This window comes from Methylomonas sp. HYX-M1 (assembly GCF_040741385.1).
Taxonomy (GTDB): Bacteria; Pseudomonadota; Gammaproteobacteria; order Methylococcales; family Methylomonadaceae; genus Methylomonas; species Methylomonas rhizoryzae.
The window spans coordinates 2,404,582-2,418,927 of record NZ_CP160405.1 but is presented as its reverse complement, the minus strand read 5'-3'; the positions used below and the strand labels follow the sequence as shown (position 1 = coordinate 2,418,927).

16 protein-coding genes are annotated in these 14,346 nt (G+C 53.6%); 8 read left to right on the top strand and 8 right to left on the bottom strand.

What is annotated here, in order from left to right; translation table 11 throughout:
- Position 1: 1 nt before the first annotated feature.
- Positions 2 to 382 carry a hypothetical protein gene (locus tag AB0A83_RS10890; RefSeq protein ID WP_150048304.1) on the bottom strand — a complete coding sequence of 127 codons (381 nt, stop codon included), beginning with the start codon at positions 380 to 382 and terminating at the stop codon, positions 2 to 4.
- A 300-nt stretch (positions 383 to 682) separates the two neighbouring features.
- Here AB0A83_RS10890 and AB0A83_RS10885 point away from each other — a divergent pair, with 300 nt between their 5' ends.
- Both AB0A83_RS10885 and ssb read left to right on the top strand, forming a co-directional pair.
- Positions 683 to 2,068 carry an MFS transporter gene (locus tag AB0A83_RS10885; RefSeq protein WP_367154129.1) on the top strand — a complete coding sequence of 462 codons (1,386 nt, stop codon included), beginning with the start codon at positions 683 to 685 and terminating at the stop codon, positions 2,066 to 2,068.
- A 37-nt stretch (positions 2,069 to 2,105) separates the two neighbouring features.
- On the top strand, positions 2,106 to 2,573 hold the full coding sequence (ssb, locus tag AB0A83_RS10880) for a single-stranded DNA-binding protein (RefSeq protein WP_150048302.1): 468 nt from the start codon (positions 2,106 to 2,108) through the stop codon (positions 2,571 to 2,573).
- 185 nt (positions 2,574 to 2,758) lie between these two features.
- Here ssb and AB0A83_RS10875 read toward each other — a convergent pair whose 3' ends face one another.
- The 6 genes from AB0A83_RS10875 to AB0A83_RS10850 are packed head-to-tail and all read right to left on the bottom strand — an operon-like array spanning position 2,759 to position 8,665.
- Positions 2,759 to 3,394, bottom strand: coding sequence for a TIGR04282 family arsenosugar biosynthesis glycosyltransferase (locus tag AB0A83_RS10875; RefSeq protein ID WP_367154127.1), 636 nt, complete (start codon positions 3,392 to 3,394; stop codon positions 2,759 to 2,761).
- A 3-nt stretch (positions 3,395 to 3,397) separates the two neighbouring features.
- Positions 3,398 to 4,189 (bottom strand): sterol desaturase family protein, encoded by a 792-nt coding sequence (locus AB0A83_RS10870; protein WP_367154126.1) that lies wholly within the window; start codon positions 4,187 to 4,189, stop codon positions 3,398 to 3,400.
- A gap of 1 nt (position 4,190) precedes the next feature.
- Entirely contained in the window at positions 4,191 to 4,874 is a 684-nt protein-coding gene (locus tag AB0A83_RS10865; RefSeq protein WP_367154125.1) for a TIGR04283 family arsenosugar biosynthesis glycosyltransferase, read from the bottom strand.
- Entirely contained in the window at positions 4,871 to 7,021 is a 2,151-nt protein-coding gene (locus AB0A83_RS10860) for an FAD-dependent oxidoreductase (protein WP_367154124.1), read from the bottom strand. The genes AB0A83_RS10865 and AB0A83_RS10860 overlap by 4 nt, the downstream gene beginning before the upstream one ends.
- A gap of 34 nt (positions 7,022 to 7,055) precedes the next feature.
- Entirely contained in the window at positions 7,056 to 8,018 is a 963-nt protein-coding gene (gene arsS, locus AB0A83_RS10855; RefSeq protein ID WP_367154123.1) for an arsenosugar biosynthesis radical SAM (seleno)protein ArsS, read from the bottom strand.
- A gap of 2 nt (positions 8,019 to 8,020) precedes the next feature.
- Entirely contained in the window at positions 8,021 to 8,665 is a 645-nt protein-coding gene (locus AB0A83_RS10850; RefSeq protein ID WP_150048291.1) for a DUF3047 domain-containing protein, read from the bottom strand.
- Positions 8,666 to 9,190: 525 nt separating this feature from the next.
- On the opposite strand from AB0A83_RS10850, the gene AB0A83_RS10845 reads away from it, so the two are divergent.
- The gene (locus AB0A83_RS10845; RefSeq protein ID WP_197737355.1) at positions 9,191 to 9,319 is read left to right on the top strand and encodes a 2OG-Fe(II) oxygenase; all 129 of its coding nucleotides are present in this window, start codon (positions 9,191 to 9,193) and stop codon (positions 9,317 to 9,319) included.
- 365 nt (positions 9,320 to 9,684) lie between these two features.
- Here the strand turns inward: AB0A83_RS10845 and AB0A83_RS10840 are convergent, their stop codons facing one another.
- Positions 9,685 to 9,858 carry a hypothetical protein gene (locus tag AB0A83_RS10840; RefSeq protein ID WP_367154122.1) on the bottom strand — a complete coding sequence of 58 codons (174 nt, stop codon included), beginning with the start codon at positions 9,856 to 9,858 and terminating at the stop codon, positions 9,685 to 9,687.
- On the opposite strand from AB0A83_RS10840, the gene AB0A83_RS10835 reads away from it, so the two are divergent.
- The 5 genes from AB0A83_RS10835 (at position 9,857) to AB0A83_RS10815 (ending at position 14,012) form a co-directional block, all read left to right on the top strand.
- A complete protein-coding gene (locus tag AB0A83_RS10835; protein WP_367154121.1) occupies positions 9,857 to 10,507 on the top strand; it encodes a glutathione S-transferase family protein in 651 nt (216 codons plus the stop codon). The two genes, AB0A83_RS10840 and AB0A83_RS10835, sit on opposite strands and share 2 nt — an antisense overlap.
- Positions 10,504 to 11,424: an EamA family transporter gene (locus AB0A83_RS10830; RefSeq protein ID WP_367154120.1), complete on the top strand. Its 921-nt coding sequence runs from the start codon at positions 10,504 to 10,506 to the stop codon at positions 11,422 to 11,424. Before AB0A83_RS10835 ends, AB0A83_RS10830 begins: the two co-directional genes overlap by 4 nt.
- 550 nt (positions 11,425 to 11,974) lie before the next feature.
- The gene (locus AB0A83_RS10825; protein WP_367154119.1) at positions 11,975 to 12,559 is read left to right on the top strand and encodes a hypothetical protein; all 585 of its coding nucleotides are present in this window, start codon (positions 11,975 to 11,977) and stop codon (positions 12,557 to 12,559) included.
- Positions 12,560 to 13,141: a cytochrome c3 family protein gene (locus AB0A83_RS10820; protein ID WP_367154117.1), complete on the top strand. Its 582-nt coding sequence runs from the start codon at positions 12,560 to 12,562 to the stop codon at positions 13,139 to 13,141. It abuts the gene before it with no gap.
- A 373-nt stretch (positions 13,142 to 13,514) separates the two neighbouring features.
- Entirely contained in the window at positions 13,515 to 14,012 is a 498-nt protein-coding gene (locus AB0A83_RS10815) for a transposase (RefSeq protein WP_367154115.1), read from the top strand.
- The last annotated feature ends 334 nt before the right edge of the window (positions 14,013 to 14,346 follow it).

Genomic DNA, 14,346 nt, shown 5'->3' with positions numbered 1-14,346 from the left:
ATCAATGACCTAAGGTCAGCAACATTTGCTCCAGCTGGTGTATTTGCAGATCGCAAACTTCTATGCTGTCTTTGACTTGCCGCTTGAACATGAGGCTGATGGATTCGCCGGCATTTTCCCGCTCCGCGTATTCGGTCAACAGATGGCAAGCGTCGTTCATCGCGTGCTCGGCGTCGTCGAGCTGTTCGGTGTCCTGAAGTAGGTTGGAAGCGCTTAACATCATCAAACGGCTGCTCAATTCGTTTTGACGTCTGAACACCGACTCCGCGTAAGCGGCAAAGCTGTCGAAGGGTCCTGAAGCGGGAATAACTGCGGAACAAGCAACCGTCGTCAACAACGTTGCCACAGCCGCCGGAAATAAATTGAATCCGGGATAAGCCATTAAATATCTCAAAGTGGGTTAACCAATCCAGCCAGTCGGCGAAAATCCCGCAGCCGCTCGATCATCCACAATTTCACTGGAACCGTAACGCAGCAGTATAGCTCAGGCTATTCGCCGAAATGCTTATCGACGCGAGTGACGTCGCGCCGCAATTTTGGCGTGAATATATTATCGGAAAATTAACCCGCTGCCTTTCCACCTTGGTGAATAACCCCCGATACGCATCTGATGCTGGAGAGGAAAACGGTAAAACTGGTACTATAGCCGGCTTCAACATCAAGACAAATCGAGGAGTGGGTTTTGACACAGGTTCAGGATGTTTCCGGTTCAATGACCGCGATGGAAAAGCGGGCGACAGTGTCATTAGCCGGCATTTATTCGCTGAGGATGCTGGGATTGTTCATGCTGTTGCCGGTATTGTCTTTGTTTACCGAACAAATGCCGGGCTCGACGCCCAAGCTGGTCGGTTTAACCATGGGAATTTACGGTTTGACGCAAGCAATCCTGCAAATTCCTTTCGGCTTGTTATCCGACAAGTTCAATCGGAAAACGGTCATTATCATCGGTTTATTGCTGTTTTTACTAGGTAGCGTGGTGGCGGCTCTAGCCGGCGACATCTACGGCATTTTAATCGGACGCGCCTTGCAAGGTTGCGGCGCGGTTTCGGCGGCGGTCATGGCTTTGGTCGCCGACTTGACTCAGGAAGTAAACCGCACGAAAGCCATGGCAACCATAGGCGCCAGCATAGGCGTTTCTTTTGGGGTCGCGATGACGTTAGGACCGGTCGTCGCCCACCATTTCGGCATCGCCGGCATCTTTTGGCTAATCGCGTTTTTGGCGATCTTGGCGATCTTGGTTGTGTTGTTCGTAGTGCCGAATCCGGAAAAAATTTCCGTGCATCGCGACGCCGAGTACATCCCGTCAGAATTGAGTTCGGTCATCGCCAATGCCGACTTGCTGCGTTTGAACTACGGCATTTTCGCACTGCATCTGATCCTAATGGCCAGCTTCGTCGTCGTGCCGTTGATGATGCGCGACGCCGGTTTGGATAGCGCCAGACATTGGTTGGTCTATTTACCGGTATTGGTGACTTCAATGGCGGCAATGATACCCTTCATTGTCGTCGCCGAGAAAAAACGCCGGATGAAACCGGTGTTTATCGGCGCGATTGCATCATTAGTCATCGCCAATCTCGGCTATGTGTTGTTCGGCAGAGACTTGGCCGGCTTGATTGCCTGCTTATGGGTGTTTTTTTGCGGCTTCAATTTGCTGGAAGCAACGTTACCATCGTTGATTTCCAAAACCGCGCCGGGGGACTTGAAAGGTACCGCCATGGGTATCTATTCCAGCGCTCAATTTATCGGTGCATTTCTAGGGGGAGCCTGTGGCGGTTGGTTTTACGGCGAGTATGGCCCTACGTCGGTGTTCGTGTTTTCCGCGGCGGTTGCCGCCAGCTGGGTAGCCGTTGCATATTTCATGTCGCCGCCGCGCTATTTGGTGAATTTGTTGTTGTCGTTGAAAGAGGTCGAACCGGAACGGGGCAGCGAGTTTTCCCGCCGGTTATTGGCCATCAACGGCATCGAAGAAGTGCGGCTGCACTTCGAAGAAAATACCGCATACTTGAAAATCGACAGCCAAGTGTTGAACAAGAACGAATTAAACGTCTTTTTAAAGCAATGGCACTGAGTTGTCCTTGACTTGAATTTTACTCACGGAGTGCAACATGTTGAACAAAGTCATGCTGATCGGGCGTTTGGGTGCAGACCCTGAAGTACGTTTCATGCCCAGCGGCGATCAGATTACCACTATCCGTCTGGCCACCAGTCGGCGCTGGAAAGACCGTAACACCGGAGAGCGCAAGGAAGAGACCGAGTGGCACCGAGTCGTGTTTTTCGGCCAAACGGCCAAAGTTGCCAGCGACTATCTGCGCAAGGGCAGTCAGGTTTACGTCGAAGGGCGGATTCGGACGCAGAAGTGGCAGGGGCAAGACGGCCAGGACCGCTACACGACCGAAATCGTTGGCGAGACGATGAATATGTTGGACAGCCGTAGCGGCGGGACGGCCAGTTATGCCGACACCGCGCCGCCGCCCGGCCGTGACGCCGATAACCGCCCGCCTGCGTCTGCGCCTATGTCCTCGCAGCCGTCGCCTGCCAGTTACGACGATTTCGATGACGATATTCCGTTTTAAATTCGCGTTCCAGCTTCAATAAAACGAACGGTAACAGGGCTATATGGAGGTTCCATGGTTCTCGCGGCCGAGGTTATTCCGAGAGTTTTCATGGGAGCAATGCCGTGGTTGTTGCGAGGGCGCGCAGCAGTCCATGCCCGATGAACTTACGGATATTGTCGACGCTGCTGCGGTTTACCAAAGGGCTAACCCGGCTCGCTACGGCGGCTGCGCACGTAGCGTAACCAATCTTCTTCGGTATCGATGTCCCATTGCGAGGCCAATTCATGCAAGCGTAAACCCAGCTTGCCGGCGCATTGCCGAGTCGCTTGCATGACTTGCTCGCTACCCCATGGCATATCGGTGAACAACTCCGGCACTACGCGGCTCATGCCGATTAGGGTATAGCCGCCGTCTTCGCTGGGCGCAATCACTACATCTTGCTCTGCGCTCAGCAGTTCCAAACCGTAGCGCAAATCATCCGCCGCCAAACTTGGGCAATCGCAGCCGACCAACAAGGCGTGCCGGTAGGTTGACAAGGCAACGCTCAAGGCATCCAGCATCTTAGCGCCTAAATCGCCGTCGCTTTGCCTTCTTAAGATCAGGGGGTAAGTTTTCGCGCATTCCTGAAAAAAAGGATGGGAACAGTCCGGCGCGCAATACAGTATGACCGGACATAATCGTTGTTCGAGCGCGCGTTCCAACGTCATCAGCGTTAAATGCTTATGTGCGGCGGCGGCTTCTTGTGCGTTGAGCGCCGGAATCAAGCGGGTTTTGACTTGGCCGGGTACCGGCGCTTTGCACAAAATCAACAACACACTATCGGGAAACAAATAATCCATGCGTCAAAACTTACGTTTAAAGTGAAACGGTAGCACTATAAGCCGGAAAAAACTTAATCGGTGCGGATCGCGAAGTTCGGATAATCCTATAGTAATCTCGGCAGCGGGCAAACTCGCTTTTGTGCATAAGGTGCCAAAGCAACGATCCCAGCAGGATAAGCAAAAACCATAATTACTGTCCGTTTCCGAACGTAGCGAAGAATGATGAATCCTATGCAGGGCCGGGGTGACGAGCAATTGACGCAAAAGCTTTTCCCAAGCCGCCGGCAGGCTGACATTGCCGTGATTGAACAATGCGCAGCCGTTCAACACGATTTCGAATACCACCACTGCCGCCGGCGGTACGCCCAAAAGTGCCGTCACCAGCACTTTATAAATCATGGACAAAACGATTTCGAAGGGATGAAAGCGTAGTGCCGTGGTGGTATCGAAGTCTAAATCCGAGTGGTGTACTTGATGCAATTGCCAAAACCACTGCCAGCGGTGCGCTGCGACATGCTGGGCGTAAATCGCACAATCCAAGCAAAGCAGACTCAATAAGCCGGTTGGAATTTCGGGTAGACGGAATAAATTAAACAGCCCGAAGCCATAGGCACTAGCCGTTTGTGCGGCCGACCAAGCAGCCGAACCGAGCGTGATTCTCAGTAACACGGTATTCAAAGCAGCCAGACCCAAATTGATAGGCCAGCGCCGGATTCGCGCCAAGCGCGGCTGGCGCAACGGTTTCCACCATTCCCAACTTGCCATGACGGCGAAGATTACGAAAAACACGCCAAAGCGGAGTGCAGCTTCCATATTAAGAGTCCTTATAGTATTCAGCGGCCAACAACGCCGGATCGGCGCCGCAAAAATAACGCCAACGCCAGACCCACATCGCGATAACGGTACGTAAAACCCCGAATTGTCGCCAACGCCGGGCCGAGGTGAGCACTTTCGCCCGCAAACAACAAGGCGGGGCAAGCGATTTTAAGAGCTTGCTCAACGCAATGTCTTCCATCAACTGGATTTCCGGGAATCCCCGCACTGCTTCGAACGCGGTTCTGCGCACGAATATCGCCTGGTCTCCGGTCGCGATGCCTGTCAGTCGCGAGCGCCAGTTCATCATGGCCGCGATCACGGTAAAAATCGGCTCCGCACTAGCGAAGCCGAGGTCGAAGCGGCCCCAAACACCGTCGTTAGCCAGCGCTTGACGAATCGTTTGCGGCGCTTGCGGCGGCAACACCGTGTCGGCATGCAAAAACAGCACTATGTCCGCACGGGCCAGCGCCGCGCCGGCGTTCATCTGCCGGGCTCGGCCGCGCGGGCTGCCGAGCAGGCAGTCGACTAAGGGCAGCGCGATTGCCGCGCTGGAATCGTTGCTGCCGCCGTCTACCGCAATGATTTCGCAATCCGGACGCAAGGCTTGCAAACCGGTCAAATGCGCTTTTAATCCTGCGGCTTCATTGTAAATCGGTATCACAATGCTGATGGAGGCTGTCATATGCCGCGCATCCAGGCATGGTAGCGCTGCAAAATTGTGAGCAACGTGCGGGGGGCATGATTGCGTTTCCAAACGCCGGCTACGTGTTGGTTGGCCTCGGCCAGGGTAGGGTATATGTGTATGCTGCCTAGGATTTTGTTCAATCCTAGGCCGTTGCTCATGGCTAACACAAATTCGCCGATCGATTCGGCCGCATGCCGGCCAACGATGGCGGCGCCTAAAATTTTATCGCTACCGGGTACGGTCAAAACTTTTACAAAGCCAGCGGTGGCGCGATCGGTTATCGCCCTATCCAGGTCGGCTAATGAATAGTGCGAAACCTCGTAAGCGACGCCTTCGGACTGGGCATCTTGTTCGTTGAGTCCGACCCTGGCCACTTCAGGGTCGGTAAACGTGGCCCAAGGCACCGCCGAATAATCGGTACGAAACGCTTTGATTTGGCCGAACAGCGCGTTGATTGCGGCATACCACGCTTGATGCGCCGCGGTATGCGTAAACTGGTAAGGCCCTGCCACATCGCCGACGGCAAAAATAGTAGGGTAATTGGTGCGCTGATAAGCGTCCGTAGCGATAGTGCGTCGAGCGGATAACGCTAACCCCAAGTTTTCCGCGCCGTAACCCTCCACAGTAGCGGCTCGGCCTATCGCCAACACGACCCGGTCGAATGCGATTTCCACTTCCCGTCCGGCGCATTCGGCGATTATGCGTGCCTGTCCGGTCGAATGATCAAAACGTTTCGCGGTGTGGCCTAGACGCAAGTCCACGCCGTCGGCGACCAGGCTAGCGGCAATACATTCGGATACTTCGGGATCTTCCTTGATCAGCAAACGCGGCAACATTTCCACTTGGGTGACTCGGCTTCCCAACCGGGCAAACGCTTGTGCGAGCTCGCAGCCGATAGGCCCGCCGCCCAATATCAAAAGTCGATCCGGCAGTTGTTGCAGGTTCCAAATCGTATCGGAGGTTAAATAGTCGATATGCTCGAGTCCGGGGATGACGGGGACTACGGGATGAGCGCCGGCGGCAATGACGATGGCGCGGGTGCTGAGGGTTTCTACCCCGGAGGCGCTGCTGACCTCGACCTGCCATGGCGATACGATATTCGCCGTGCCTTGTATGACGTTTACCCCTAATGAACGGTAGCGCTCTACCGAATCGTGCGGCGCCACTTGCGCGACCGCTTGCCGCACTTGCCGCATTACCGCGGGAAAATCCACTTCCGCTGAGGCGTTTTTGAGGCCGAACTCGCCGGCCCGGCGGATTAGCGCGACTAACTGAGCCGATTTCAACAACGCTTTGGACGGCACGCAGCCGGTGTTTAAGCAATCGCCGCCCATCCGCTCTTTCTCGACCAGGGTAACCTTGGCTTTTAGCGCGGCGGCTAGATAAGCGGTGACCAAACCGCCGGCACCGCCGCCGATGACCACCAGATTGTGATCGAAACGGGCCGGTTTGGGCCAGCGGGCAACAATTTTCCGTTGTTGCAGATAGTCGAGCGCGCGTTTGGCCAACAGCGGAAACAAACCCAACAAGGCAAACGAGACAATCAGGCCGGACGACATGATGTCGGCCGCCGATTCGATTTGCGCCAATTGAGTGCCGGCGTTGACGTAGACCAGCGTGCCCGCCAGCATGCCGGCCTGACTGACCCAGTAAAACGTAGCCGTTTTCATCGGCGTCAAGCCCATGGCCAGATTGATCAGAAAAAACGGGAATATCGGTACCAGGCGCAAGCTGAACAAATAATAAGGCCCGTCGCGTTGCAGACCCGCTTCTATCGCTTTTAGCCGGGAGCCGAATTTAGCCCGTACCCAATCTCTAAACAAAAACCGGGCCGCCAAAAATGCCAGGGTAGCGCCTATGCTGGAGGCGAACGATACCAGCACGGTGCTCCAGAACAAGCCGAAAATGCCGCCGCCGGCAATGGTCAACACCGCCGCTCCGGGCAGAGAAAGGCCGGTCACCGCGATATACAGGCCAAGATACCCCATCATTGCGGCAAAAGGATGGTTGAGGCGATAGGCTTCGATTTCGTTTTGTTGCGCTTTTAAATTTTCCAGCGTTAAGTAATGCGGCAGATCGGAAAGCAAAAACATCGCAATCAGTACGCCGAGTAACAAGGCCAGCTTTATTTTGGATGCAGTCATGGCAACCCCTCAATTCAATAACATTGGCGCCGGCTTACGCTAACGCACCGCCGCAACTGCTGCCTTGCCCGGCGGTACACCCGAAACAATGCCCGGCCGTTGCTATGGGGGCGCCCGGCAAATCGGCGACCTGCAGTTCGGCGATATGGCGCCTGGCAGCGTCGAAACCGCCGAGCGGCATGGCCAGCATTTGGTTGAAATCGCAGTCGTAAACATAGCCCTGCCAGTCGACGCTTAACGTATTAAGACACATCAAATTCGACAAATTTTCGCGCCGGAAATTTTGCCTCAGCAAATCCAGGTAAGCCGGTAGTCTACCTTGACTCAGCAAGGTGCTGCCGAAACGTTGGATAGGCATGTTAGTCATGGCAAACAAACGGTTGAAGACAATACCGTATTCTTGTTGCAAATGGTTTTTGTAGGCTTGTTCCAAACCCAATTGTGCGGGCGGCAGCGTAGGGCCTTGCGGGTTGTATACCAGATTCAGCGCCAAGCCGCTGTCTACTCGGCCGTAGCCTAACCGGTTCAAATGCTTGAGTGCGGCGATGCTGTCGGCAAAAACGCCCTTGCCGCGTTGCGTATCTACATTGTCCTGCAGGTAACAGGGTAGGGAAGCGACTATCTCGACCCGTTGTTCGGCTAAAAACGCGGGCAAATACCGGTAGTCCGGATGCTGCAAAATCGTTAAATTGCAACGATCGATAACGTTTAAGCCTTGTTCGCGGGCTTGTTCCACTAACGCTTGGAAGTTCGGGTGCATTTCCGGCGCCCCGCCGGTCAAATCCAAGGTGTGCACCGCGGCGGCGCGGGCAAAGGCCAAGGCTTGCGCGATAGTCTGCGCGCTCATCGATTCTTTGCGTTTAGGGCCGGCATCGACATGACAATGTACACAGCTCAGATTGCACAAATACCCCAGATTGAGTTGCAGCACTTGCAGCGCGCCGCGGCGTAGCGGCGGAAAGTCGCTATTTGTTAAAAAAGGCGTGACATCGCGCATGCTTAATCCTTGGAAAACCAAATGTCGCCATAGGCTGAGGAAGCCGTACCGTGACTGTCGTCCGTATCGGTCATAATGGCGATGGCATCTATGGCGGCAACGTCTTGGTTGAAAAGGGTTTTAAAGTCCTCTCTTACCTGGCGTTTTTCCGTAAGCCAAGTATGCAAGGGGGCGGAGGCATCGCGAACCGCCAACATCATCGCCTGCCGACCGGCATAAGCATTAGGCCATTGACTACCTTGCGGGCTGGAACCAGTCCAGACATAGTTGATGGCCTTAGTTTGCCAAAAGGCCCAGCCACCCTTGACCAGCACGTAAATCCTCGCCGCATAATCGTCGCCGCCCTTGCTTTGTTCGTTGAGTCCGGACAAACGCCGCTCTATGCGCCAAGACCAATTCAGGAACGGTGTTTGGGTTAGATCGACGCTTTGGGTTTTGAACAAGCCGGAAGCGCTATCGCGACTCTCGGCGATCAAGGCGGGCTGGCCTGCGGCAATTCCAAAACCATACTGGGTGTGGCCGTGGAATGCTTTGGTTTCCCAACCTTGCAGCCGGTAGTTGCCGAATTCGCCCAAGTAAATCCGCTCCTGAGCCGGCGAAGAGAACGTGCTGAAGAAACTCAACAGGACAAAAAATAACACTTTCATAAGCTTGTTCCGATAAGAGCGCTTCGGTTTGCATACGACCCAATCCGGCGCCGGGAAATTCCCCGAATCCGTAAGCGGGGAATGAATTTGTAACAGAGGTTATGCGAGACGGCTTCTAAACTTGGTGACCTTTGAAGTTAGCAAAAAAGTGTAGGTTAGGTTAAGGCGTGATTTTTTCCGTTTCCCAGTCGCCGCCCAGCGCTTTATACAGAGAAACCAAATTTAAGGTAATGGTACGTTCACTGCGACCTGTGCGTCTTGATACGTACAGGGTGCGTTGCGCATCGAGCAGCTCCGGATAAGCAGTCCAGCCTGGTGTTACACCGTCATTAACCGAATACTGCCGCCGCCACTTTGTCGGTTTTTAGTTGGACTCTACGACAATGATTTACTGTTCCGAAGTCGCGTCATCATGGCAAGACAGGATTTCGGCAGGGGCGAATACCGGTATTTCCGTTATCCGCTAGCGGATGTAATTGCTGAATTGCATCGCGCGTTGTATCCCCAGCGGAAGTGAACAGGGCGATGCAGGCATATTCGCCGTGCAGCGCCGCCCCCTACAGGGTAGGCGGCGTCACTATGCGCCGTGGCGTGAGTCGTATCCGTTCCGGTCAGCGCTACGCCCCGGGCATTATCTTTCACGATGCCGAATAACGGCATGCATCTAATTTAATCGCAAGAATCGGAGTCTCGAATATCGAATTTATCAGTATTGTCATACCGGCTTTTATTCGACGCAGGAGCAGTCGTCATGCGATATTCAACTAAGTGAACTGTTGTAACCGCCGGTCTGACGGCGATATTACTGATTTACGTATCGGAGAGTGTTAGCGGCGAAGACCCCAAGGTCGTCAGGCGATTTGCTATGACTGCGAAAGAGCGGTTAGGCAGCAAAGCGGCCGACAATCAACGCGTCAATAATTGCAAGGTGCCGCCGGAACGGCGGGGCGGTAAAATCCGTCCCGCTGGTTTAATGTTTTGACGCCGGATCGCAAACTCTCAATTAACAAGTAATGGAATTAACGCAAATTCACCGCTCCGGCGGCGATTGACTCACGCTGTTCGGTCACCGCCTGATTGGCGTATGCGCTTATCGTTCCGGTCTGACGCCAGGCATCGCGGGAGCGCAAGCAATTCAGTTGATTCGCATTGAGAACCCTTTTACCGATTTTCCAACCGATAGGATGTGCCATGGCACTAAGCTTAATCATAGGCAACAAAAATTATTCGTCCTGGTCGTTACGTCCCTGGTTGTTCCTGAAACACCACGGCATAGCGTTCGAGGAGGTGCGAATTCCCCTGTATCGCGACGATTCGCCGGCCCGCATCGCCGAGTTTTCACCTGCCGGCAAGGTGCCGGTGCTGTTGGACGATGATCTGACTGTATGGGATTCTCTGGCTATCCTGGAATATCTGGCCGAACGCTTTCCGCAAACCCAGGGATGGCCTGCATTACCGTCTGAGCGCGCCAAAGCCCGTTCCCTGGCGGCGGAAATGCATGCGGGTTTTGCTAACCTGCGCAGCCACTGCGGCATGAATTGCCGCCGCCAACCTGCCGCCAAGGTGTTGCCCGACGTTGTTCACAAAGAAGTCGAGCGGATCGACCGCATCTGGCTCGAATGCCGGGAAACCTACGCCGCCGACGGCCCCTGGCTGTTAGGCCGATTCGGTATTCTCGATGCCATGTACGCACCGGTCGCCTTGCGCTTTCATAGTTACCGATTGGGAGCGGGGCAGGTGGCTCAAGCTTACGTCGATACGGTGCTAAATCATCCGGCTGTCAAGGAATGGATAGCAGCGGGGCAAGCGGAAACCGAAATCATTCCGGCGTTCGAAGAATGAAGGCGAAGGTTTGGGGCGCGTTGTTGGCCGTTTATCTGGTATGGGGATCGACGTATTTGATGATCCGCTTTGTAGTCGAGACGCTGCCGCCATTTTTGTCGGCCGGATTGCGTTTTGTGGTGTCCGGCATCCTTTTGCTGGCTTGGCGGCGTCTGGCCGGCGATGCCGTGCCGACCTGGCGGCAGTGGCGTTCGGCCGCCATTGTCGGCACTTTGTTATTGCTCGGCGGTAACGGCTTGGTCTGTTGGGCCGAACAAACCGTCCCGTCCGGCGTTGCCGCGCTGATCATCGGCGCCGTACCACTGTTTCTGGTGATTGCCGACGCGCTCAGGCCAAACGGCGTCAGACCGACGCTACGCGTATTGGCCGGTCTGTTCATCGGTTTCGCGGGGATTTACCTTCTGGTCGGACCGACGGCGTATTCGGACGGTATGCCGTTAAACATGGCCGGTGTGGCGGCGCTTTTACTGGCCAGTTTGCTTTGGGCAGCCGGTTCTATCTACAGCAAGACCGCGGATTTACCGAAATCGGCGTTGATGACGACGGGCGCGGAAATGCTGGCCGGCGGATTGGCCTTGTTGGTGGTCAGCGTCCTCAGCGAAAAATGGAGTGTCTTCAGCCTTGCCCAAGTATCGATCGACTCATGGCTGGCCTTGGCATATCTGATCGTATTCGGCTCGATGATCGGTTTCGCATCTTACGCTTGGTTGCTGCAGAATGCGCCGATTTCGCTGGTTGCAACCTATGCCTACGTTAATCCGCTGGTGGCGGTTTTTTTAGGCAACTGGTTCGCGCAAGAACCGCTAACGCCGCACATCCTGAGCGCAGCGGCGATCATCATCGGGGCTATCGTATTCATGAACAGCTCGCGCGGTTCACCGGCCAAGCCGGCAGCGGCGCGAGGCGTGGGGGAATGACGCACCTCAACCGGCTGACGAATCGTCTCTAGGCTCATCTGTCCACGACGTTCGCCAGCTCGTCGTCGAAAATACCGGGCATTTCATTGTGTACGGATCAACCCGCGATACTGTGTGCGAGCTACAGGCGTTTTTGAACACTATGCGAGATGAAATTTAGGCTATTTGCATTCTAGGCTTGGAAAGCAGCTCGACTCATGTTTTCAGACTGCACAGTTTTGTGCAAAACACGGTTGGATTGTAACTGGGTGTAATAGCTTGTTATGTGTAAAAGTTGGTTGGGAGTAATGGCCGTTATCGGCCAAAACCCGCCACAGAACAATCATTGCGGAATGACGGCAAACGAGCCCATTGCCGCCGATGGTTATCGCGCCAACCAACCGGTAATAGATGGCTATGACACGGCGAGATTGTTGGCGTTAGCACATTCAGTTGAACAAGCTGCGCCTCAAAGGCCTTGCTGAGCGATAGGGGAACGGCTAACATCACAACCTCCAAAACAACTAAAGGAGAACTGCTTGTTTCTTGTCGATTCTCAGAAAATAGGAATATGACCACTATTACCAAACGATTTCTCATCTTGATAAGTTGTGTCTTAGCAGCCATTGGGGTTGCTTTCTTGATCGAAGTGCTATTCAGTTTTCAATCTGGGTGGCAATTTGGACATACCCAAATAGGGCATGTAGTTGGTTGGGTCGGATTTGCTGTTATCCTAACAGTGTTCGTTTATTCAGTAAAAAAACGCTATGGCGGCAAGGCTGGCTGGCCTAAAGGCTGGTTTCTGGTTCATCAGGTGGCGGGTATTGTCGGGCCAATATTGATTGTGATTCACGCAGGGCCGCACTTTCATGCCTTAGTTCCAACGCTTGCTTTATTGGCGATGGGAGTCGTTACCGTGAGTGGATTAATTGGCGTGGCAGTGCATCGAAAGGCGATAAGTTTATTGAATGCTCAGCGCAAGGAACTAATAAGTCAGGGGCTTTCTCAAGAGGATATAGAAGACAGGCTTTTTGATTTGGCATCGGACGAAGAAACCTTCAGGATTTGGCAGATTATTCATGTGCCAATGGTGATGATATTTTTAGTGCTGGTGATAACCCACGTACTCGGCGCCCTGTATTTAGGCGGACTTTAAATGCGCTTTTCTCCCCTACCGCCCGGCACCCTTCCCTTTGTCGTCATTATCATAACTCTTCTGCTTGCTTGGGTTGTTTGGGGGACGCTTAACTATCCAGAGGCACTTTGGGCGCCTGGCAATTTGAGTCGTTACCATTCGGACATCGCAACTTGCAGTGCATGTCATCAGCCTTTCCTAGGGACTACCGTAGACAAATGTATCTCATGCCATGATAACAAGCGCTTTGCTGCCGGATCAAAACCAAATGTATCCGAATTTCATCAGAAAACAATCCGCGAGGGGAAGCCATGCACGGGTTGTCACACCGAGCATCGCGGGGCGTTGGCGCAAATAACCATTGGAGCTATGGCGAACCCACATGGAGAATTCATATTCCGCGCCACCGGCACCCATTCATGCACGGCATGTCACGATTTCAGTACCGATTTTGAGCGTTCACATTTGCTCGATAACTCTATCGTCAGGCATCTTATGGAAGAAGGTGAAGGTGCGCATCGGTTGGGTAAAATGGCACGTTGTTTGACGTGCCATACGGATGGTCGCGTGGAAATCGAAGAGAAAGATGAAGATGATGAATAATTGGGGTCAGATTAAAATTAAACGCCCAACCCAACGCTCCAACCGATTTCGCTAACGCTACGCGGCTGAGTTTTACGTTGAATGTCAGCTCATTGGCTGCCTGCCGACATTAAGTGCCAACCTTCGAACGTCAACAAGGGGTCGTGACAAGACGATCCTGCCTTGCCTTACCAAGCGGTGAATTTTGAGCGGGACGGGGTATGCACCCCGTCCTGAACGTTTCAAGCCAGTTGGAAGGTAATGCAAACGTTACGAACGGATTGAACAATCCGTCCGGCTGCGATTTTGAACGTATCGCGCCGCCTGGCGGATGTTTGCGATTTCCGGCTTTGGCCCTTTAAGCGGCCAGTTATGAATGGTGACCTGATTAATCATGCCCTCCCCACGCATAGCAACAGAGTTAAACGCCGGCACCTACTACGTCACGTTGACGGTCGCCCGTTGGTATTATCTGTTCGATCGCTTCGACCGCTGGCAAATCCTGGCGGAGTCGATCCGTTATTGCCAAGAACATAAAGCCTTGCAACTCAACGGTTACGTGTTCATGTTGAATCATTTGCATTTGATCGTAACCTCCCCGGATGTCGCCGGCTTTATACGGGATTTCAAACGTTTCACCTCCAAACAACTGAAACAAAACATCGAAACCCACGAGCCGCGCATTTTGCCGTTATTTACCGACGAAGCTGGGCAGTATCAATTTTGGCAAAATACCAACGCGCCCAAGAAAATCAAAAATCCGGCGGTTTATCGCCAAAAACTCAATGATATCCACGAAAACCCGGTAAGAAAAAATTACGTCGAAAAACCGGACTATTGGCGCTGGTCATCCGCCAATCCCCATACCCCGGTTAATGTGATGTTTTTATGATGGCCGTACAAGGGATAAAGGCTGATTTCGCCGATAAGCAATCCACCATGACGGCTTTCAACTAATCTTGGGAGCACGACATTCGCTATCGTGGCGCTATAACTATTACCTACTTCTGATGCTCCCAAAAGCGAATGACCGCTCAACGCCAGCAACCAGCCACAGCCCCACAAAAGCAGTGGCCGGCCGGTTTGGGTCGGGATAAGACGATCCTGCCTTGCCTTACCAAACGGTGAATTTTCCGCGCACTGAAATCCAACCAAACCAAACTGGACTTAACATTACATCCCAGCGGCTTTCATTCCAAGCTCAGAATGCACATGGCCGAAATTTA